Origin of the sequence: Bifidobacterium scardovii JCM 12489 = DSM 13734 (assembly GCF_001042635.1) — a bacterium.
Classification (GTDB): Bacteria; Actinomycetota; Actinomycetes; order Actinomycetales; family Bifidobacteriaceae; genus Bifidobacterium; species Bifidobacterium scardovii.
The window spans coordinates 736,580-757,554 of sequence record NZ_AP012331.1; the positions used below are offsets into that span (position 1 = coordinate 736,580).

Genomic DNA, 20,975 nt, shown 5'->3' on the forward strand with positions numbered 1-20,975 from the left:
AGCACGGCGTGGCCAGAAGATCGACGGTCTACCGATCCCGGGATCCTCGAAGGCGCCGAGCCGTCACCGTCACGATCGCCGCATGCGCCACGGTCGCGCTGTTTACGGGATATCTGATCGCCGACATCGCCGATCTGGCTCCGGGGGTGCTGACCCTGCAGCCGGTGGAACGGCCTGCGGTCCCCGCCGCACGCCGGTCGCGCCCCGCCGGCGAGCTTGCCGGCGCGCTCGATGCGACCAAGGCCGTCGACGCCTCGGCCGCCGCCAAGCTGATCGACCAGCTCGCCGCGGCGGAGGGCGTCGGCGATGCCCTGTCCGTGGCCATCGCCGACGCGCAGGGTACCATCGTCGCGCAGCGCGCCGTCGATACGCCCAGGGAACCCGCCTCCACGATGAAGACGTTGACCGCGCTCGCCGCGTCCAGCACGCTCGACATGGGATCGACCCTCGACACGCAGACCTATCTGGTCCAGGGCGACGGGTCCGACACGTTGTTCCTCAAGGGCAACGGCGACATGCTGCTGTCGGCCGGAGCCAGCGACCCCGACCACGTCAACGGGCGCGCCGGGCTGGCCACGCTCGCCGAGCGGACCGCCCAGGCCCTGCGCCAGCGCGGCGTGACCCATGTGTCGCTGACCGTTGACGACAGCCTGTTCGGCAGCGAGCGCTACCCGGCCACCATCGCGTTCAACAATCCGGACAACCTGTACTACACCGGCGTCACGTCGATGGCCATCGACGGCGGCCGCCAGTGGGCGGACGGCGCCGCCCCGGCCGATCCGGACGTGTTCAGCGCCTATCCGACCCTGAGTACCACCACCGTGCAGGACGCGACGGTCGTATTCGTCGCCGGGCTCGCCGAACAGGGCATCACCGTCGACGGCGATGCCGCCGACGGCACCGTGCCCGAGGGGCTTGAGCCGATCGCCTCTGTCAGCTCCGCCACGCTGAGCGAGATCCTGGCGTTCACCCTGCAGCATTCCGACAACACGCTCGCCGAGGAGTTCGGCCGGCTGACCGCGATCGCGCGGCGCCAGGAGAACTCGCCGCAGGGCGGGACCGCAGCCGTGCGCGCCGTGCTTGGCGATCTCGGCATCGACACTGCCGGCCTGACCATGGCCGACTGCTCCGGCCTGTCGACCGGGTCGAAGGTGAGCGTGCGCACGATGGTCGCCGTGCAGGCCCGCAACCTCACCGCCTCGGGCGCTGCGGGCGCGGCCGAAGGCCTGTCCGTCCCCGGATTGGTCGGCACCGCCGCCAACCGCGCGGTCAGCGGCGGCACCCTTGGCCTGCTGCGCGTGAAAACCGGCAGCCTCGGCGAGGTCACCTCGATGGTCGGCAACGTCTCGCGCACCGAAGGCGGGGCGCTGGCGTTCGCCGTGATCGTCAACCAGCCCGACGACATGACGGCGGCGCGCAATGCGATCGACGCGTTCGTGGATCGGCTGGCATCACTGTAATGGCGTATTCGGCATGGATCAGGGCCGGCATCGGCGCGGTGCGCGCCTCGCTCGCCGCATCGGGCGTGCGCCGGCAGGACGGGCGGTTCGCCGAGCACGGCGAGCATCGCCCCGATGCGGATGCGCCGCTTGTGCTGGTCGCCTGTTCCGGCGGCCGCGATTCCATGGCGCTGGCCGCGCTGGCCGCCACCGTGTGCGCCACGCTCGGCGTGCGCTGCGGCGCCGCGGTCATCGACCACGGCATGCAGCCCGGTTCCGCCGACGTGGCCGAGCGGGCGGCACGGCGCTGCCGGGCGCTCGGACTGGACCCGGTGACCGTGCGGGCCGTCGAGGTCACCGGCGACGGCAGGGGCGCCGAGGCCGCGGCGCGCGACGCGCGGTACCGGGCGCTGGGCGCCATCGCGCGGGAATCAGGCGCCGCCGTGGTGCTGCTGGCCCACACCAGCGACGATCAGGCGGAGACGGTCCTGATCGGGCTGCTGCGCTCCGCCGGCGTCGACGCGCTCGCCGGCATGCCGGAACACTTCGAACGCGGGGGAGTGCGCTACGCCCGCCCGCTGCTGGACCTGAGCCGTGCCGACACGACCGGCATCTGCGAGGATCTGGGCCTGACGTGGTGGGACGATCCGACCAACGGCGACGGCGTCCCCGCATCCGAGGACGCGGGGCTGCCGCTGCGCTCGCGGATTCGCCACCAGCTGATGCCGTTCCTGCGCCGGTTCGCCGGCGGCGATATCGTTGCGCATCTGGCCGGCGGATCCCGCCTGCTGCGTCTGGACAAGGACTATCTTGACGGCCAGGCCGACGCGGCGGCCGCCCGCATCGCGCTGGAGCCGGACGGCGACCTGCTGCGCATGGGCGTGAAGGCGCTGGAACGGGAGCATCCGGCGATCCGGTTGCGCGTCATCGCCCATCTGCTGGCGTCGGCCGGCGCCGGGGCGACCTCCGCGCAGGTGGCGTCGGTGGAGCGTCTGGTCTCCGATTGGCACGGTCAGGGACCGGTCTCACTTCCCAGTGGTTATTCAGCTTTCCGTCAGAAACACGTCATTCGTGTGTGCCAATATGGTGGGCATGCGTATCGCCGACGTTCAAGATCAGATTGACCACGAGCTGGTCAGCAGAACACAGATAGACCATAAGATCCAAGAGGTCGCCGCACGGGTGAGCGCGGACTACGCCGGGAAGAACCCGCTGTTCGTCGCCGTGCTGAAGGGGGCGGTCAACACGCTCGCCGCGCTGTCCCAGGCCGTGAGCATTCCCGTGCAGATCGACTTCATGAGCCTGTCCAGCTATGGTTCGGGCACCCAGTCCAGCGGAAGCGTGACGATCCGGCAGGATCTGTCGACCGATGTTCGCGGCAGGCACATTCTGATCGTCGAGGATATCGTTGATTCGGGGCGGACGCTCGCATGGCTGTCCGAGGAGCTGAAGCGCCGCGGCGCGGCATCCGTCGAGATCTTCGCGCTGCTGGAGAAGCCGGCTCGCCGCGAAGTCGACGTGGACGTGAAATACCGCGGCTACGAGATCCCGGACGAGTTCGTGGTCGGTTTCGGGCTGGACTACGACGAGCGGTTCCGTAATCTCGATTCGATCGCGGTGCTGAAGCCCGAAGTGTATCAAGGAGTGCATGCATGAGTTATCCCCAGGGGCCGCAACAGGGGCCGGGCAACAACCGGCCCAGCAACAATCCGTTTAACGGCAACCCGTTCAACCGCAACAACAACGGCGGGAACAGCGGGCAGAACGGCAACGGCAACGGGCAGCGCCCGTTCTGGCAGTCGCCGTGGCTGTGGGGCGTGCTGGTGGTGCTGATCGCCATCGGGTCGTTCCAGATCTTCGCCGGTTCCGGCACGCAGACCATCGACACCAAGGATGGCTTCGCGCTGCTCAAGAACGGCACCGTGAGCTACGCCAAGATCATCGACAACAAGCAGCTGGTCAAGCTCGAGCTGACGAGCGACTACACCAAGACCGACCCGGACACCGGACGGCAGCGCAACTACGGCAAGGACGTGCAGTTCTACTACACCTTCGCGCAGGGCGCCCAGGTGGTGCAGGCCGTGGAGAAGGCCAACCCGTCCAAGGGCTGGACCTCCGACATGCAGTCGTCCAGCATGATGAGCTACATGCTCAGTTCGCTGCTGCCGATCCTGCTGCTGGTGGCCCTATGGTGGCTGCTCATGCGCAACATGGGCGGCGCCAACGGCATGTTCGGCATGGGCGGCAAGAAGAACAGCGGCAAACTGCTCGAGGGCCAGACGCCGACCACCAAGTTCTCCGACGTCGCCGGTGAGGACGAGGCCGTGGCCGAGGTCGAGGAGATCAAGGACTTCCTCAAGGACCCCTCCAAGTACAAGGCGCTGGGCGCGCGCATCCCGCGCGGCGTGCTGCTGTACGGCCCTCCCGGCACCGGCAAGACGCTGCTCGCCCGCGCGATCGCAGGCGAGGCCGGCGTGCCGTTCTATTCGATGGCCGGCTCCGACTTCGTCGAGATGTTCGTCGGCCTCGGCGCCTCCCGCGTGCGTGACCTGTTCGACGAGGCGAAGAAGAACGCCCCCGCCATCATCTTCATCGACGAGATCGACGCCGTCGGCCGCAAGCGCGGCTCCGGCATGGGCGGCGGCCACGACGAGCGCGAGCAGACGCTGAACCAGCTGCTCGTCGAGATGGACGGCTTCGACAACGACACCAACCTCATCATCATCGCCGCGACCAACCGCCCCGACGTGCTCGACCCGGCCCTGCTGCGCCCAGGCCGTTTCGACCGCCAGGTCGGCGTGGCCGCGCCGGATCTGGAAGGCCGCGAGGCGATCCTCAAGGTGCACGCCAAGGGCAAGCCGTTCGTGCCGGACGTCGACCTGCACATGATCGCCGTGCGCACCCCGGGCTTCACCGGCGCCGATCTGGCCAACGTGCTCAACGAGGCCGCGCTGCTGTGCGCCCGCGTCGGCGCGCAGCTCATCGACAACCGCGCCATCGACGAGGCCATCGACCGCGTCCAGTCCGGCCCGCGCCGCAAGTCCAAGGGCATGGCCCTTGAGGAGCTGCGCAACACCGCGTACCACGAGGGCGGCCACGCGCTGGTCGCCGCCGCGATGCACGACACCGACCCGGTGACCAAGGTCACCATCCTGCCGCGAGGCCGCGCGCTCGGCTATACCGCCGTCATGCCGACCACCGACCGATACTCGCAGTCGCGCAACCAGCTGCTCGACCAGATGGCCTACGCGATGGGCGGGCGCACCGCCGAGGAGATCGTGTTCCACGACCCGACCACCGGCGCGTCCAACGACATCGAGAAGGCGACCGCCATCGCCCGCACGATGGTCACCCAGTATGGCTTCTCCGCCCAGCTCGGCGCGATCAAGTGGGGCGACGAGGACGAGCAGACCACGGTGATGGACGGTCTGCAGCCGCGCAAGTACTCCGACCGCACCGCGCAGGTCATCGACGACGAGGTGCTCAAGCTCGTCGAGACCGCGCACACCGAGGCGTGGAACGTGATCAACGAGAACCGCGACGTGCTTGATGAGCTGGTGCGCCAGCTGCTCGTCAAGGAGACTCTGAACGAGAAGGAGCTGGCCGCGATCTTCGCGAACGTGAAGAAGGCCCCGGTGCGCGAGACTTGGCTGTCCAACGACCGCCGGCCCGATTCGGACAAGCCCCCGGTCGAGATCCCCGAATCGCTCAAGCGTTCGGTCGGCATGAAGCCCGGCGAGTGACCGATGCCATCGCCATCGTGCCCTGAATGACTACGTTGCGGCGTGCTGCAGGCGTGCAGCACGCCGCAACGTATGTCTGGGGCGGGATGGACGTGGCGCGGCCGCGCGTTGCGGCGTGCCGCGAATGCCATGCGAGATGTCGAGATGTAAGGAGAGGAATCATGCCATACGATGAGGAGGGCGTGCGCGAGGCCGTGCGCCTGTTTCTGCGGTCGATCGGCGAGGATCCGGAACGCGAGGGGCTGGTCGAGACCCCCGACCGCATCGCCCGCGCCTGCCGCGAGATCTTTTCGGGCCTTGGCCGCGACCCGCGCGAGGTGCTGTCCAAGCGGTTCCCGGTCGACACCGACGAGATGGTGCTGGTGCGCGACATCGAGCTGTACTCGGTGTGCGAGCATCATCTGCTGCCGTTCCACGGGTTCGCGCATGTCGGCTACATCCCGTCCAACGGGCGGGTCGTCGGGCTGAGCAAGCTCGCCCGGCTCGTGGAACTCTATGCGCGCCGCCCGCAGGTGCAGGAGCGCATCACCCAGCAGGTGGCCGACGCGCTGATGGAATACGCGGACGCGCGCGGCGTGATCGTCGTGACCGAATGCGAGCACATGTGCATGGCGATGCGCGGCGTCAACAAGCCGCAGTCGCGCACGGTCACCTCCGCGGTGCGCGGCGTCATGCGCAATCCGGCCACCCGGGCCGAGGCCATGAGCCTGATCATGGCCAAACACTGACGGGCCGGGTCCGCCGCAATGGTGCGAATGGCGCCGGGCCTGGACGCGGCGCCGCACATGATAAACCGCGGACGACAACCAAGGAGCGTACATCGTATGACCAGTCTGAATGATCTGCACAATCCGACCCGCACGCTGGTGATGGGCGTGCTCAACATCACCGAGGATTCCTTCTCCGACGGCGGGCTGTGGCTCGACCCGGACAAGGCCTGCGGGCACGGCCTCGCGATGCTCGACGAGGGCGCCGACATCATCGACATCGGCGCGGAATCCACCCGTCCCGGCGCCAAGCGCGTCGGCGAGGAGGACGAGCTCGCGCGCGTCACCGGCGCGGTCGAGGCGCTGGTGCCCCACGGCGCGGTGCTGTCCATCGACACGACGAGGGCCTCCGTCGCCGCGGCGGCGCTCGATAAGGGCGCGCTGATCATCAACGACGTGTCCGGTGGCACGCTGGACGCCGACCTGCCGCGCGTCGTGGCCGATCACGACTGCCTGTACATCGTGCAGCACTGGCGGGGCTGGCTGACCGGGGCGCACGGCGGCACGCCCGACGCCGACACCTCGCACTACGAGCATGGCGTGCTCGCGGACGTGCGCGACGAGCTGCTGCGGCAGGTCGACGCCGTGGTCGCCGCCGGCGTCGCCCCCGAGCGCATCGTCATCGATCCGGGACTCGGGTTCTCCAAGCCGGGCATCGAGCACAATCTGCCGCTGCTCGCCGGTTTGGACGCCTTCCGGGATTCGGGATACCCCGTGCTGATCGGCGCTTCGCGCAAGCGTTTCGTCAAGGCGGCGCTCGCGCAGGCGCGGCCCGGATTCGGGGAACCGGCCGGCGCCACTGCACCGGACCAGCCCTCGCTGGCGGACCTTGACAACGCCACGGCCGCGCTGTCGGCGCTGTGCGCCGAACACGGCGCCTGGGGCGTGCGCGTGCACGATGTGGCCCGTTCCCGCGCCGCCGTGACGATGGGTTCGCTCTGGCGCGAGTACCGGGAATCCGCGCGCTAGCGGATCATGCAGCTGGCTCCCCTCTAACGGCTTGTTCCGTGAATAATTGATTGATCCTCCCGCTGGCGGGAGGTGGCGCGCAGCGCCGGAGGGTGGTCGGACGTTTGATGTTGCATTGTTTTCGACCACTCCCAGTCGGCTTCGCCGCCAGCCCCCGCCAGCGGGGGCATGAACTACTCAGCCATTTACGAGACAGACCGCCAGAGGGGAGCCACTTCGCGATGTGTTCCGCCCCTCACCACACTCAACTTAACGTATGCGAAAGGACGTAGTCATGGACACGATTCGCCTCACCGGCGTTCAGGGCATGGGCACGCACGGCGTGCTGGACTATGAGCATCAGCGCGCGCAGCCGTTCGTCGTCGATGCCGTGCTGCACCTTGACCTGTCGCGCGCCGGCGCCAGCGACGACCTGCACGATACGGTCGACTACGGCCGCGTCGCCAAGCGGATCGTATCCGTCATCGAAGGGGATCATGTCGATCTGATCGAACGGCTGGCGGCCCTTATCGCGGATGCCGTGATCGCCGACCATCCCGCGGTCCAAGGCGTGACCGTCACCGTGCACAAGCCCAAGGCACCGATCACCGTGCCGTTCGCCGACGTGAGCGTCACCATCGACCGGTGGCGGAACGGCCACGGGGCAACCGCCGCCCCAGCCGGCGCCGCGGACGCGCATGCCGCTCCGCTGACGCGGCATGCCGTGATCGCGCTCGGCGGCAATCAGGGTGATGTGGCGGCGTCGATGCGGTCCGCGATCGCGGCCATCGACGGACTCGACGGCACGCAGGTGACCGGGGTGTCGCCGTTGTACCGCACCGCGGCGTGGGGCATGGCCGAGGGCACGCCGGATTTCCGCAACGCCGTGGTCGAGGTGTCGACCACGCAGCGCCCGGAGGAGCTGCTGTCCGCGCTGCAGTCCATCGAAGCGGTGCATGGGCGCACGCGCGAATCGCACTGGGCGTCGCGCCCCATCGACCTGGACATCATCGATTTCGAGGGGGAAGCCCGCGACGATCCGCAGCTGACGCTGCCCCATCCGCGTGCATGGCAGCGCGCCTTCGTGCTGGCGCCGTGGCATGAACTCGATCCGCTGGCCGTGCTGGGCGGCCGACACGGGGGACCCGTCGCCGAGCTGCTGTCCGCCGCGCCCGACCGCGACGACGTGCGGCTCGAATCGCGCGGGTGGATGAGCGCGGGCGGCGCGGGCGGAGACGTCCCCGCCGCCGCCGACGTCTCCGTCGGCACCGATGCCGATGCCGACGCCGGGAACGGGGCTCGCGTTGACGGGGAATCCGGTTCCCGTGCATCCGGAGTCTCACCGCGCGATGACGAGGCTCCGGTGAGTCGTACCGCGGTCGTTTCGATGGACAGCGTGTCGAAGGACGCGGAGCATCTGTTCCGTACGGCCATCGTGGCGCTGGACGGCATTCCGGGCAATCAGGTGGAGGGCATTTCGCCGCTCTACCATGTGAGCGACTTCGACGGTCCGGACATGATGTCGGCGGTGATGCAGCTGACCACCAAGCTGGACGCCAGGGCGCTGGTCGCCGCGCTCGGCACGGTCGAATCGTCGCTGCCCGGCGACATCGATCTGGACCTAGTCGACATGGCCGGCGTGACCATGGACGAGCCCGACTGCCGCGTGCCATGGCCGAGCGCACGCGAGCACGCCTCGGTGCTGGCGCCGTGGATGGACATGGATCCGGAGGCCCGGCTGGGCAAGGACCCCGTGTCGTTCCTGCTGGCCATGGCCCCGGATGCGGGGCGTGTCGGCATGATATCCGACAATTGGATCATCGGAGGCACGGTATGAGAGCAAGACGAACCCCATGGTGGCATTATGTGGTCGCCTGCGCGCTGGGACTGCTCGCCGGCATCGGGCTGGCGCGGTACAGCGAATCGTCCGATCTGTCGCTGATCGGGGCGCCATGGATCGTATCCGTGCTGCTGGGCGTTCTGGGCATCACGGTGCTGATACTGGCGTTGCAGGTGCACAAGTACGCCACGACCGACCCGCGCAAGCGCGCCGACATGAAGCCGCTGAACCCCGACAGGGCCGTCAACACGCTGGTGCTCGCCAAGGCGCTCGGACTGGCCGGAGCGGCCCTTGTCGGCTGGTACGGCGGCCAGATCATCATGATCGTCGGCCATATCGAAGCGGCCTTCTACACGCAGGCCGTCGCCGAATGCGCCGTCGCGGCGGTGGTGTGCCTTGCCGACATGATCATCGGCATCGTGGGGGAGTGGCTGTGCCAGCTGCCGCCGAGCGAGGGCGCGGAGCACCCCAAGATGAAGGAGGCCCAGCGCCGCCGCGGCGTGAGCCCCGCCACGGCCAAGACCTCGAATTAGTGGTCCGCGTCGTCAATTCGCTTAGTGATTCCAGCTCCCCTCCAAGAGGGGAGCCAGACATACTAAGTGAATTAATAACGCGGGCCGTTAGTCCTGCGGCACGCGGATCATGGCCTCCTGCGCCATGGCGGCGACCAGCTCGCCGTCCTGCGAGTAGACCTTCGCGACGCCGAGCCCGCGTCCGTGCGCGGCGGTCGGCGTGTCCTGCACGTACAGATGCCACTGGTTGATGTCCACGTCGCGGTACCACCACATCGAGTGGTCGATGGACGCGTACGAGATGCCGGGCGTGGCGATGCTCAGCCCTGCGCGGCGCAGCACCGGCTCCATCATCACCTGGTCGCAGCCGAGCGCCAGCATCGCGCGGTGCATCACCTGCGGCATGTCGGCGTGGCCGTCGGCGCGCATCCACACCAGCTGCTTGCCGGAATCCTGCTTCGCGCTGTCGTTGTCGGCCCCCAACATGATCGTCGGCGTGACATGGCGGATGTCGAACGGCGACTTCTCCGCGTAATAATCCGCGAACGGCGACTTGCCGGCGAACGGGGCCATCAGCTCCTTGGCGGAGGTCAGGCCTTCCGGATCGGGCACGTCGGACGGCATCGGATCGGCGAACTCGACCCCGGCCTGCCCGGTCTCCTGGAAACTGGCGATCGCCGTGAGGATCGGCCCCTGCGATTGGGTGACGTTCACGCGGCGGGCGGAGAACGAACGGCCGTCGCGCAGCGACTCCACGTCGAACAGCAGGTCCTGGCGGATGTCGCCGGCGGTGATGAAATAGCCGTGGATGGAATGCGGTAGACGGCTCGGCGCCACGGTCTTCGAGGCGGCGACCAGCGACTGCGCGATCACCTGGCCCCCGTACACGCGGCCGGTCGGGAAATACATGCTTTCGCCGTTGATGTAGGTGTGCCCGCGGTATTCGGACGGTTCCCCCAGTCTCAGCACCTTCACCAGCCGCTCCAGTGGTGTGAGATCATCCGTCTGTGTCATTGCTGCAACTCCTGTCACGACGTTCGGTTATTTGATTGTGCTGTGAGCAGTCTACCGGGCGCAGGTAAAGAGTGTCGCGGGGTTTTGTAACAAGCGAACAACGAGCGTGAACATGGGGTGAAGAGGAGTGCTGGCGGGGGCCGATCCCTGAATAAAAAAAGTGGCTCCCCTCATAGAGGGGAGCCTTGTGTATGCAGAAGAGACTAGCGGGTCAGCTTGCGGTGCAGGCGGTGGGGCTTGGAGGCCTCCTCGCCCAGACGCGCGACCTTGTTCTCCTGATAGGCCTGGAAGTTGCCCTCGAACCAGTACCACTTGGCCGGGTTCTCGTCATCGCCCTCCCACGCGAGGATGTGCGTGGCGACGCGGTCGAGGAACCAGCGGTCGTGGGAGACGACCACGGCGCAGCCGGGGAACTCGATGAGCGCGTTTTCCAGCGATTCGAGCGTCTCGACGTCGAGATCGTTGGTCGGCTCGTCGAGCAGCAGCAGGTTGCCGCCCTGCTTGAGGGTCAGCGCCAGGTTCAGGCGGTTGCGCTCGCCGCCGGAAAGCACGCCGGTGAGCTTCTGCTGGTCCGAGCCCTTGAAGCCGAAGCTGGCGACGTAGGCGCGGGTCGGCACCTCGACACCGGCGACCTCGATGAAGTCGAGTCCGCCGGACACGGCCTCCCACAGGTTCTTGTTCGGGTCCAGGCCGGCGCGGTTCTGGTCGACGTAGCTGATCTTCACGGTGTCGCCGATCTTCAGCTCGCCGCTGGTGAGCGGCTCCAGGCCGACGATCGTCTTGAACAGTGTGGTCTTGCCGACGCCGTTCGGACCGATCACGCCGACGATGCCGTTGCGCGGCAGCGTGAAGGACAGGTCGTCGATGAGCACGCGGTCGCCGAACGCCTTGTGGATGTGCTTGGCCTCCAGCACCGTGGAGCCCAGGCGCGGGCCGGCGGGGATCTGGATCTCGGAGAAGTCGAGCTTCTTGTTGTTGCGCGCCTCGTTCTCCATCTGGTCGTAACGTTCCAGACGGGCCTTGTTCTTGGCCTGGCGGGCCTTGGGGGATGAGCGCACCCAATCCAGCTCGTTCTTCAGGCGCTTGGCGAGCTTGGCGTCCTTGGCGCCCTGAATCTCCAGACGCTTCGCCTTGGTCTCCAGATAGGTGGAGTAGTTGCCCTTGTACGGGTACAGGTGGCCGCGGTCGACCTCGCAGATCCACTCGGCCACGTTGTCCATGAAGTAACGGTCGTGGGTGACGGCGATGACGGCGCCCTTGTACTGGTGCAGGAACTTCTCCAGCCACAGGATCGACTCGGCGTCCAGGTGGTTGGTGGGCTCGTCGAGCAGCAGCAGGTCAGGCGCCTCGAGCAGCAGCTTGCACAGCGCGACGCGGCGGCGCTCGCCGCCCGAGCACACGGCCACGTCGGTGTCCGGGTCCGGGCACTGCAGCGCGTCCATCGCCTGCTCGAGCTGGGAATCGAGATCCCAGCCGTTCGCGGCGTCGATCTCGGTCTGCAGCTTGCCCATCTCGTCCATCAGCGCGTCGAAGTCGGCGTCCGGATTCGCCATCTCCTCGCCGATCTCGTTGAATCGGGCGACCTTCTCGGCGATCGGGCCGAACGCCATCTTGATGTTCTCGCCGACGGTCTTGGTGTCGTCCAGCGGCGGCTCCTGCTGCAGGATGCCGACCGTGAAGCCGGGGGTCAGCGTGGCTTCGCCGTTGCTCACGGTCTCGAGGCCGGCCATGATCTTGAGCAGGGTGGACTTGCCCATGCCGTTGGGGCCGACTACGCCGATCTTGGCGCCCGGCAGGAAGCTCAGGGTCACGTCGTCGAGGATCACGCGGTCGCCGAAGGCCTTGCGCGCCTTGATCATCTGAAATACGAATTCTGCCATATCGTGCAGTTGCTCCTTAAGAAGGTTGGAATTCCACCGTTTCTAGCCTGTGCGGGGACGCGGGTTGCGCAGTCCTGTCCGGCATGGGTCGCGACTCCGATGAACCGGACCGGGCCATGCGATGCCCTGTCCGCATAACGGTCGTCTCCATGCCAAACCACCGCCCACCATGGTATCGGAAGGGCTGGAATGGCGGGGCTTGCGTGGCGTGCGGGATGAATGAATGATATCGACTATCGTACCGGTTGGCGAGCAAACCGGTACGACGTCAGCTAATATCGCTTTGGTATGGAAGACGAGGACTCGTAAATCGAGATGTCTGTCATCGGCCGCTCCCGCCCCGGAACGAAAAATGCCGGGGGACAACCCCCGGCTCTTGGAGATCTCGCGTTGTCGCTGATCTGCGTACAAGTTATCGTACCGGCCAAATAGGTGACACGCAAATACGCCATATGATGAATGCCTTGAGACGGCATCCCGTTTGACGAGAGAGTCTGATGATCCGCGGTTTTGGGATGAGACGTGCGTGGGGTGATCAGCCGGTCTGCCGGGGCGGAGGGGCGGACGCGACACGCCGAGGTCCGGCGATCCTGTAATATATCCTCTTGTGCCTTGTGAAGAGGCGCAACGGCCCCGTAGCTCAGTTGGTTAGAGCGCCGCCCTGTCACGGCGGAGGTCACCGGTTCAAGTCCGGCCGGGGTCGCCATCAGGCTTCCGTCACTCGTCGGGAGCCTTTTTTGTTTTCTGTCTTCGTTTCCCGCCTCGCCGTGGCACCGGGATCGCCGTGGGGCGAACGGGGGTTGCGGAGTCGGGCGGTGGGTTCCATCATGGATGGCATGGGGGGCGATGATGGGGACGATATCAATCAAACGTGCGTATGATCCGGCGGAGCCATCGGACGGATACCGTGTGCTGGTCGATCGGCTGTGGCCGCGCGGTCTGTCGAAGGAGCGGGCGGCGCTGGATCTGTGGGACAAGGACGTCGCGCCGTCGACGCAGCTGCGCAAGTGGTTCGGCCATGATCCGGCGCGGTTTGCCGAATTCGGCGCAAGATACGTCGCGGAGTTGGACGCGGCGCCGGATGCGGTCGGTCGTCTGCGCGGCATCTGCGCGCGGCATGATACGGTCACGCTGCTGTATGCGGCCAAGGACCCGGCGGTCAACCATGCGCTGGTGCTGCGCGACTATCTGATGGGCATGCCGAAGGCGTGACCGCGGCGCGGATGCGGCGGGCCTGCGATTCGGGGGTGTGTCGGATTGTCGCGGCCCGTCATATAGTTACTAAAGGTAATGACTATAGGTAACTAATTTGGAGGTGACTAGGTATGGGTGCCATCATGGGCGCTGCCGCGGGAATTGCCGCGGATGCCGCCGAAACCGGTGGGGTCGGGATCCAAGGCGGTTCCGGCTCCGCTCCGGCCGGTCTGCCGGTCGAGGAGGTGCGCCGGCTGATGGACGCCTGCTGGAAGGCGAAGACCGTCGCCGAATTGATGCCGGCGCTGCCGCGGGGGCTGAAACCGCGGTACATCCATGTCATCGACGCCGTCTGGCACCTCAACGCGTCGGCCGGCCAGGCGGTCGGCACCGCGCGCGTGGGCGACGTCAGCGCGTTCCTCGGCGTGACCACGCCGAGCGTCACCAAGCTCGTCGGGGAAATGGCCCGCCTCGGGCTCGTCGTCAAGCATGACGACGCCGCCGACCGCCGCGTGGTGACGCTGACGCTCACCGAGCGGGGGCTTGACCTGCACCGCACGTACGTCGAGGAATACCATGCACATCTGAGCCGGCTGCTGGGCGGTCTGCCCGCCGGCGAATGCGAGACCACGGTGCGCACACTGACCGAGGTCCTGCGGCTCATGCAGCGGGACAACGCCGACGCCGCAGCGCAACGAATGAACGGAGGAGAGCGCAACCATCATGAATGAACAATCGACAACACTGCCCAACGGCGGCAAACGGGCCGTTTCGACCACACTCGTCATCGCGGTCGTCTCGCTGGCGATCCTGACCTTCCTCGGCATCCTGTCGGAGACCTCGCTGAACATCGCCTATTCCACGCTGATGGAGGAGTTCTCGCTCGACGCCTCGGTGGTGCAGTGGCTCACCACCGGCTACCTGCTGTTGCTCTCGGTGTCGATTCCGAGCTCGCCGTTCATGGTGCGCAAGTTCGCCGCCAAAACCCTGTTCATCATGGCCATCGTGATCTTCGCCGCCGGCACATTGCTGGGCGCGCTCGCCGTCAACTTCCCGATGCTGCTTGCCGCCCGACTGATTATGTCGCTCGGCACCGGCATCTCCCTGCCGCTCATCACCAACATCATTCTGGAGAAGGCGCCGCTTGAGCAGCGCGGCTCGATGCTCGGCATCGTCAGCCTGGTCACCTGCGCCGCACCGGCCATCGGCCCGGTGTTCGGCGGCGTGGTCATGGAATACCTCAACTGGCATTGGATCTTCTACATCATGCTGCCGTTCCTGCTGCTCGCGTTCCTGCTCGGTATCGGCACGGTGCCGGAAATCCGCCACGGCGAGAAGGCCGCGATCAGCGTGCCGTCGCTGCTCATGGTGGCGGTCGGCCTGGCCAGCGTGATTCTGGCCGTCAGCTTCTTCTCCGAATGGAACGGCGATTGGCGATTCTGGGTCGTGCTCATGTTCGGCGTGGCGATGAGCGCCGCCTTCGCCTGGGTGCAGCTCAGGATGGACCATCCGCTGATCGAGGTGCGCGTGTTCGCCTACTCCGGCTTCTCGCTCGGCATGCTGATCCTGCTCATCGCCTCCGGCAGCGTGCTCGGCCTGAACTTCCTGCTGCCGATTCTGCTGCAGCGCGGTTTCGGCATGGGCAGCCTGGTCGCCGCGCTCGCCCTGCTGCCCGGTGCGGTGGCCGGCGCGGTCTCCGCGCCGGTGATCGGCGGCATGCTGAAGAACCACTTCCCGCCCAAGTTCATCATCATCGGATTCATCGGCACGATGATCATGGATGTGATATTCGTGACGCTGTCCGGCAATGTGTGGGTGGTGGCCATCGCCTACGCCTTCTTCATGGCCTTCTCCGGATTCGTGCTCGTGCCCGACCAGACGCACGCCCTGAACCAGCTGCCCGCGCGGCTCAACGCCGACGGATCCGCCGCGATGAACACGATCCAGCAGCTCGCCGGCGCCATCGGCACCGCCGTGGCCAGCGCGCTGATTTCCGAATTCTCCGCCATCGCCGTGAACGATGGGGCGGACGCGGCCGGTTCGTATATGACCGCATTCCCGCGCAGCATGATGGTGTTCACCGTCATGGCCGTGCTCGGTGTGATTCTCGCCGCGCTCATGTTCCGCTTCTCCACGCGCCGCCCGCCGGAGCTCGTGGAAGTCAGGTGAGGCCAAGCGGTGCGCCTGCGGCGTGGCTGCAAGTTCTATGATTGAACCGTTATCCCATGAACGGAACGATTCCATGAACGAAACACAGCAGGAGGATCACCATGCCTGAACCACCAGTCACCCCGATTCGCAAGGCCAACGACGGACTCGAACTGCCCGCCACCGGCTTCGGCACCTACAAGGTCAACGGCCTGGCCGGCGTGGAGGCCATCGAGTCCGCCATCCATCAGGGCTACCGGCTTATCGACTCCGCCTTCAACTACGAGAACGAGGGCGTGGTCGGCCGCGCCATCCGCGAGTCCGGCGTGCCGCGCGAGGACATCATCGTCACGTCCAAGCTGCCGGGGCGCCACCACGCCCATGACGAGGCGCTGCTCACCATCGAGGAGAGCGTGTGCCGCATGGGTCTCGACTACATCGACCTGTACCTGATCCACTGGCCGAACCCGAGCCAGGGCCGGTTCGTCGAAGCGTGGGAGGCGCTGGTCGAGGCCCGCGAACGCGGCCTGGTCAGGCATATCGGCGTCAGCAACTTCCTGCCCGGCCACATCGACCTGCTCATCCGTGACACGGGCGTGACCCCGGCCGTCAACCAGGTCGAGCTGCACCCGTACTTCCAGCAGCGCGAACAGCTGGCCTACGACCAGGCGCACGGCATCATCACCGAGGCGTGGAGCCCGCTGGGCCGCGCCAACCAGATGCTGCGCGACCCGGATCTGAAGCGCATCGCCGCCAAGCACGGCATCTCCGTGGTGCAGGCCATTCTGCGCTGGCACCTCCAGCTCGGCGACGTGGCCATCCCGAAGTCCCTGAACCCCGAGCGCCAGCGCCAGAACCTCGAGCTGACCGCCTTCGAGCTTGATGAGCGGGACATGGCCGACATCGCCGCGCTGGACAATCCCGAGGGCTACACCCACGCCCAGAACCCGCACTGGCACGAGGAAGCCTGATTCGATATGCAACGCCCCATCATGACCTCCCGCTCGTTCCTGCGCACGCCGTCCGAACCGGCCGGGCCCGGCGACGAGGGGACCATTCAGGATCTCGTGGACACGCTGGAGGCCAACCGGTCCCGCTGCGTCGGCATGGCCGCCAACATGATCGGCGTGGGCAAACGCATCATCGCCGTCGTGGACGAGGATCTCGGCGGCCGTATCACGGTGATGCTCAACCCTGTGATCACCGCCTCGGACGGCGCCTTCGACACCCAGGAAGGCTGCCTGTCCCTGACCGGCGAGCGCCGCACCCTGCGCTACCGCCGCATCGAGGTCAATTACGAGGACCGCCGCTTCCGGGCGCGCCACGCCACGTTCACCGGCTGGACCGCGCAGATCATCCAGCATGAGGTCGACCACTGCAACGGCATCGTGATCTGAGACCGTTCCGTGCCGGGGACGTGCCGCCCGGCTCCGTCCCCGGAGTGTCGGTATGCCACGCCGATTTGCGCTCAAGTGTGCTTGAAGTGTTTTGATGAATCGTGTAAACGAAGATAGGTGGCGGGCGCAGCGGTTACGGCGACCGCCATCGCATGCATGCACAACACAGTCGTGCATCACAGGCAAGGATGGCATATGCAGTATCGTAACGTGGGCAAGTCGGGACTGAAGATCAGCGAGGTCGCTCTCGGCAGCTGGGTGACCGACCTCAAGGGCACGGCGGCCGAGGACGTCGCCAAGCAGACCGTGAAGCTCGCCTATGAGTCCGGCGTCAACTTCTTCGACTGCGCGGACGCCTACTCGGGCGGCGCGGCCGAACGCTTCCTCGGCGAGACCCTCAAGCAGTATCCGCGCAAGGAGCTGGTCATCTCCAGCAAGGTCTTCTTCGGCACTGGCCCCGGTGTGAACGACCACGGCCTGTCGCGCAAGCACATCTTCGAGAGCATCGACCAGACGCTGAAGAACATGCAGACCGACTACATCGACCTGTACTACTGCCACCGCTTCGACGAGACCTGCGATCTGACCGAGACGCTGCGCGCGATGAGCGATCTGGTGGCGCAGGGCAAGGTGCTGTACTACGGCGTGTCCGAGGAGTGGGGCAGCGCCCGCCTCGAGGAGGCGCAGAACATCATCGACCGCTACAACCTGTACCCGATCACCGTGGTCCAGCCGCAGTACAACATGGTCGACCGCTACATCGAGCACGAGATCATGGGCACCTGCCGCAAGCACGGCATCGGCATCACCACCTTCTCGCCGCTGGCTCAGGGCCTGCTGACCGGCAAGTACCGCAAGGGCCAGCCGCTGCCGGCCGGCTCGCGCGCCACGTGGCAGGCCGACCACCAGATCAACGATCTGCTCACCGACGAGAACCTCGACAAGGTCGAGCGCCTGTCCAAGATCGCCGACGAGCTGGGCACCAACATGCCGATCCTCGCGATGGCGTGGATCCTGCAGCACCCGGAGATCAGCTGCGTGATCGCCGGCGCCAGCAAGCCCAGCCAGCTGGAGAACAACATGAAGGCCTCCGGCTTCGTGATCCCGGCCGACGCGATGGCGCAGATCGAGGAGATCCTCGGCTTCCACCGCTTCGAGCGACACGTCGGCTGATCGCCGTCGCCGACGCATGCGGTCCGGGTCCCGTTCGCGGGGCCCGGGCCGTTTCCGTATTCGGCGCGGGGTCTTGCGGCCCCGGTGATCCTTCTCGCCCAGAAGGGGTCATGCCCCCGCTGGCGCGGCTGTCGGAACGCGATGCGGACCATGTGCTACCGCGGCACGTCATGCCCCCGCTGGCGGGGGCTGGCTCGCGAAGCGAGACTGGGGGTGGTTCGAAGGTGGCAGCATCGACCACCCTCAGTCGGCTGCGTCGACAGCCCCCGCCAGCGGGGGCATGCCGGTACTTATCCAACCGTCGAGTACATCGCCGGTCAGCAGCGTTCGTATGAGAAGCGGCGGATCGCGTCGAGTGCCTGCTGGCTCTCGTCGAGCCATGTCATGCCGATCGGGTATACGTGGCCGAGCGACTCGTGGCGCCCGACCTTGCGGTCGTTCAGTTCGAAATCGGCGCCCTTGCGCGACAGCGCGGTGGCGAGGGCCAGCGCGTCCGCTTCGAGGAAATCGTCGCTGGACGTGAGCAGGAACAGCGGCGGGAGGTCGACGTTGCCAACAATGCCCTCGGGCGTCAGATAGGTCGGGTCGGCGGCGTCCAGCCCGGCGAAGAATTCGGCGCCGAGCATGCGTTCCAGCATCGCGCGCTTGCCGGAATCGTACCCCAGCCCGTCGGCTCCGGCCCTGGCCGGCGAGGCGAGCGAATAGACGCCGCACACCAGCGCGCCGCCGGAGAACCTCAGTCCCGATGGCTTCTCGACGCCGAACGCGCGGGCCGCCTCGGCGCTGTTCTCGATGGCCAGCGTCAGCAGTGCCAGCGCGCCGCCGGCCGAGTCGCCGGTGACGAACACGGCGTTCGGGTCAACCGGATAGTCCGCGAGATTGGCGCGGATCCAGCGCAGTGCGGCCTGTACGTCCGCCAGCTGGCCCTTGAGGTCGGTCTGCGGGGCCGGGCGGTAGTTCAGCGAGAAGACCGCGAAGCCCCGTGCCGCCAGATGCGTGTTGAAGTTGCGGTTGAGCTCCTTGTACCCATAGGTGAACCCGCCGCCGTGGATGTCGATGTACACGGGCAGGGTGTGGCCGCCGCGCACCGTGGCGTCGTGCGGCAGATAGACGTCGAGCAGGTGCCCGCGCACTTGGCCGGCGGTGCGGTCGGTGCCGCCGTCGGGCAGGTAGTGCAGATCGCATATCGCGTCGACGGTGTCCGGGTCGTGCCAGAAGGCGCTGCGGGGCAGGTCGAAGGATGCGGTGTCGTATCGGTTGCGGCGGAAGCGTTCGGCCGTGCTCTCGGGCAGGCCGGCGAGATCGGCGTCGATTTCCGTCCACGTCTCGAAACGGCTGATGAGTTCGGGGTCATAGCGAACAGGGGATTCGGGGACCCCGGCGCCGGCGTTGCCGCTGCCGCCGTCGGTCGTGCCGTGGATAGGTGTGGAGGTGATCGCCGCCATCGCGCGCCGCCTTTCGTGTCGCTCCGGATGCTTCCGCCGGGCCGTCGTCGCGCCGGACGGGAACCGCATCGCGGATTGGTGTGGATTGTGCCGTTGCCTTGCATTGTAGGCCGGAATGCCGCGAGAGGCCCGCTCCGACGCGTCGGGGCGGGCCTTCCTGGCATGTGCGGGAGAGCGGGATGCCCGCCCGCGTTGGAGGGTCAGCGCAGGGCGAGGTTCGCGGCGCCGATCAGGCCGGCGTCCTGCCCCGCGGTCGCGGCGACGATCTTGGCGTGGCCGCGGTAGGCGCTGCCCTCGAGGAAGCGCGCGTAGTTGTAGCGGGCCGGCTCAAGCAGGATGTCGCCGACGGCCACCACGCCGCCGCCGATCACGAACACGTCCGGGTCGAGCACGGCGGCGGTCGCGGCCATCGTGCGGCCGAGCCATTCGCCGATCTTGCCGAAGGCGTACAGGCCGAGCACGTCGCCCTCCTGGGCGGCCTGGGAGACCATCGGGCCCTCCAGCTTGTTCACGTCGCCGTCGCACAGTTCCAGCAGGCGGGCGGCGTCCTGCGGGCGGCGGCGCACCGCCGACTTGGCGAAGTGCTCCAGCGCGCTGCCGGAGGTGTAGCGCTCGGCGCAGCCGCGCAGACCGCAGCCGCAGGTGTCGCCGTCCGGCACCATGGGCAGGTGGCCCAGCTCGGCGGCCATGCCGAAGGAGCCGCGGTACAGCTCGCCGTTGATCACGATCGCGCCGCCGAGGCCCGTGCCGACGGTGAGCGCCACCATGTTGGACGTGCCCTGGCCGGCGCCGTGCACGAATTCGCCCCAGCCGGCGCAGTTCGCGTCATTCTCGACGATGACCGGCACGGCGTTGCCGATGAGCTCGCCGATGTGCTCGGACAGGTTGTAGTTGATCCAGGCGGGGATGTTCGCGGAGAAGGTCAGAGTCTTGCGGTCCGCGCTGACGTTGCCCGCCGCGGAGATGCCGATCGCCTCGATGCCGGGATGCGCCTTGGCGGCCTCCTGGTAGATCTCGGCGATGTGGTTGTTGATCGCGTCGGCGTCCATCGGCGTGGGCACTCGCCAGCGCTGCACGATGGCATCGTTTGCATCGCACACGGCGGCGGCGATCTTGGTTCCTCCGATATCGATGGCAAGTGTGGACATGATTCTCCTTTGATCATTGGGCTATGCCTATTGGATAACGAAATGATAACTATAGCGTGAGACCTTGCGCCACAAGCGTTTCATAACCTGTCGCATGTCGTGCACCGTTTGTTAGCGTTCACTGCGCGCGACACCCGGAAAATAACTACCATTTGGTAGGCAAACGATTGCATCAGATGCGTCATCGCGAACTCTGCGTAGGTCTTCGGGGGATGAGGGAATCACGATGCGACACGCGGTGCGCGAATGTCTGCATGGCGCCGGCGCCGGCCGGCGGGCAAGCGAAAACGGTGAGGGAAGGCATCCGAATCAGCTTGATTCAGGCGT

18 protein-coding genes and 1 tRNA gene are annotated in these 20,975 nt (G+C 66.9%); 15 read left to right on the forward strand and 4 right to left on the reverse strand.

Features of this window, described 5'->3' with window-relative positions; genetic code table 11:
- The first annotated feature begins 8 nt into the window (after positions 1–8).
- The 8 genes from BBSC_RS03040 to BBSC_RS03075 all read left to right on the forward strand — a co-directional run bounded on the left by BBSC_RS03040 (position 9) and on the right by BBSC_RS03075 (position 9,270).
- Positions 9–1,460 carry a D-alanyl-D-alanine carboxypeptidase/D-alanyl-D-alanine-endopeptidase gene (locus BBSC_RS03040; RefSeq protein ID WP_033519852.1) on the forward strand — a complete coding sequence of 484 codons (1,452 nt, stop codon included), beginning with the start codon at positions 9–11 and terminating at the stop codon, positions 1,458–1,460.
- Positions 1,460–2,563 carry a tRNA lysidine(34) synthetase TilS gene (gene tilS / locus BBSC_RS03045; protein WP_033519850.1) on the forward strand — a complete coding sequence of 368 codons (1,104 nt, stop codon included), beginning with the start codon at positions 1,460–1,462 and terminating at the stop codon, positions 2,561–2,563. Before BBSC_RS03040 ends, tilS begins: the two co-directional genes overlap by 1 nt.
- Positions 2,532–3,095 (forward strand): hypoxanthine phosphoribosyltransferase, encoded by a 564-nt coding sequence (gene hpt, locus BBSC_RS03050; protein WP_081893072.1) that lies wholly within the window; start codon positions 2,532–2,534, stop codon positions 3,093–3,095. The genes tilS and hpt overlap by 32 nt, the downstream gene beginning before the upstream one ends.
- Positions 3,092–5,182, forward strand: coding sequence for an ATP-dependent zinc metalloprotease FtsH (ftsH, locus tag BBSC_RS03055; RefSeq protein WP_033519847.1), 2,091 nt, complete (start codon positions 3,092–3,094; stop codon positions 5,180–5,182). The genes hpt and ftsH overlap by 4 nt, the downstream gene beginning before the upstream one ends.
- Positions 5,183–5,343: 161 nt before the next feature.
- Entirely contained in the window at positions 5,344–5,910 is a 567-nt protein-coding gene (gene folE / locus BBSC_RS03060) for a GTP cyclohydrolase I FolE (protein ID WP_033519846.1), read from the forward strand.
- A gap of 96 nt (positions 5,911–6,006) precedes the next feature.
- On the forward strand, positions 6,007–6,918 hold the full coding sequence (folP, locus tag BBSC_RS03065; RefSeq protein ID WP_033519845.1) for a dihydropteroate synthase: 912 nt from the start codon (positions 6,007–6,009) through the stop codon (positions 6,916–6,918).
- A gap of 274 nt (positions 6,919–7,192) precedes the next feature.
- A complete protein-coding gene (gene folK, locus BBSC_RS03070; protein ID WP_033519844.1) occupies positions 7,193–8,734 on the forward strand; it encodes a 2-amino-4-hydroxy-6-hydroxymethyldihydropteridine diphosphokinase in 1,542 nt (513 codons plus the stop codon).
- On the forward strand, positions 8,731–9,270 hold the full coding sequence (locus tag BBSC_RS03075; RefSeq protein ID WP_033519843.1) for a DUF3180 domain-containing protein: 540 nt from the start codon (positions 8,731–8,733) through the stop codon (positions 9,268–9,270). Before folK ends, BBSC_RS03075 begins: the two co-directional genes overlap by 4 nt.
- An 87-nt stretch (positions 9,271–9,357) precedes the next feature.
- Here the strand turns inward: BBSC_RS03075 and BBSC_RS03080 are convergent, their stop codons facing one another.
- Positions 9,358–10,263 carry an acyl-CoA thioesterase gene (locus BBSC_RS03080; protein WP_033520056.1) on the reverse strand — a complete coding sequence of 302 codons (906 nt, stop codon included), beginning with the start codon at positions 10,261–10,263 and terminating at the stop codon, positions 9,358–9,360.
- A 203-nt stretch (positions 10,264–10,466) separates the two neighbouring features.
- The gene (gene ettA, locus BBSC_RS03085; protein ID WP_033520057.1) at positions 10,467–12,143 is read right to left on the reverse strand and encodes an energy-dependent translational throttle protein EttA; all 1,677 of its coding nucleotides are present in this window, start codon (positions 12,141–12,143) and stop codon (positions 10,467–10,469) included.
- 629 nt (positions 12,144–12,772) lie between these two features.
- Between ettA and BBSC_RS03090 the strand changes: the two genes are divergently transcribed.
- From BBSC_RS03090 to BBSC_RS03120, 7 genes are all read left to right on the forward strand, one after another.
- Positions 12,773–12,849: transfer RNA gene (locus BBSC_RS03090), tRNA-Asp, on the forward strand.
- 143 nt (positions 12,850–12,992) lie between these two features.
- On the forward strand, positions 12,993–13,355 hold the full coding sequence (locus tag BBSC_RS03095; RefSeq protein WP_033518956.1) for a DUF488 domain-containing protein: 363 nt from the start codon (positions 12,993–12,995) through the stop codon (positions 13,353–13,355).
- A gap of 113 nt (positions 13,356–13,468) precedes the next feature.
- Positions 13,469–14,068, forward strand: coding sequence for a MarR family winged helix-turn-helix transcriptional regulator (locus BBSC_RS03100; protein WP_231649019.1), 600 nt, complete (start codon positions 13,469–13,471; stop codon positions 14,066–14,068).
- Positions 14,061–15,506, forward strand: a complete 1,446-nt coding sequence (locus tag BBSC_RS03105; RefSeq protein ID WP_033518946.1) for a DHA2 family efflux MFS transporter permease subunit — start codon at positions 14,061–14,063, stop codon at positions 15,504–15,506. The genes BBSC_RS03100 and BBSC_RS03105 overlap by 8 nt, the downstream gene beginning before the upstream one ends.
- Before the next feature lie 101 nt (positions 15,507–15,607).
- Positions 15,608–16,456, forward strand: coding sequence for an aldo/keto reductase (locus BBSC_RS03110; RefSeq protein WP_033518945.1), 849 nt, complete (start codon positions 15,608–15,610; stop codon positions 16,454–16,456).
- Between the two features lie 6 nt (positions 16,457–16,462).
- On the forward strand, positions 16,463–16,882 hold the full coding sequence (locus BBSC_RS03115) for a peptide deformylase (protein WP_033518944.1): 420 nt from the start codon (positions 16,463–16,465) through the stop codon (positions 16,880–16,882).
- 195 nt (positions 16,883–17,077) lie between these two features.
- Positions 17,078–18,055, forward strand: a complete 978-nt coding sequence (locus tag BBSC_RS03120; RefSeq protein ID WP_033518943.1) for an aldo/keto reductase family protein — start codon at positions 17,078–17,080, stop codon at positions 18,053–18,055.
- Between the two features lie 317 nt (positions 18,056–18,372).
- Here the strand turns inward: BBSC_RS03120 and BBSC_RS03125 are convergent, their stop codons facing one another.
- Both BBSC_RS03125 and BBSC_RS03130 read right to left on the reverse strand, forming a co-directional pair.
- Positions 18,373–19,500: an alpha/beta hydrolase gene (locus BBSC_RS03125; RefSeq protein ID WP_081893059.1), complete on the reverse strand. Its 1,128-nt coding sequence runs from the start codon at positions 19,498–19,500 to the stop codon at positions 18,373–18,375.
- Between the two features lie 200 nt (positions 19,501–19,700).
- Positions 19,701–20,648: an ROK family glucokinase gene (locus BBSC_RS03130; protein WP_033518942.1), complete on the reverse strand. Its 948-nt coding sequence runs from the start codon at positions 20,646–20,648 to the stop codon at positions 19,701–19,703.
- Positions 20,649–20,975: the final 327 nt, after the last annotated feature.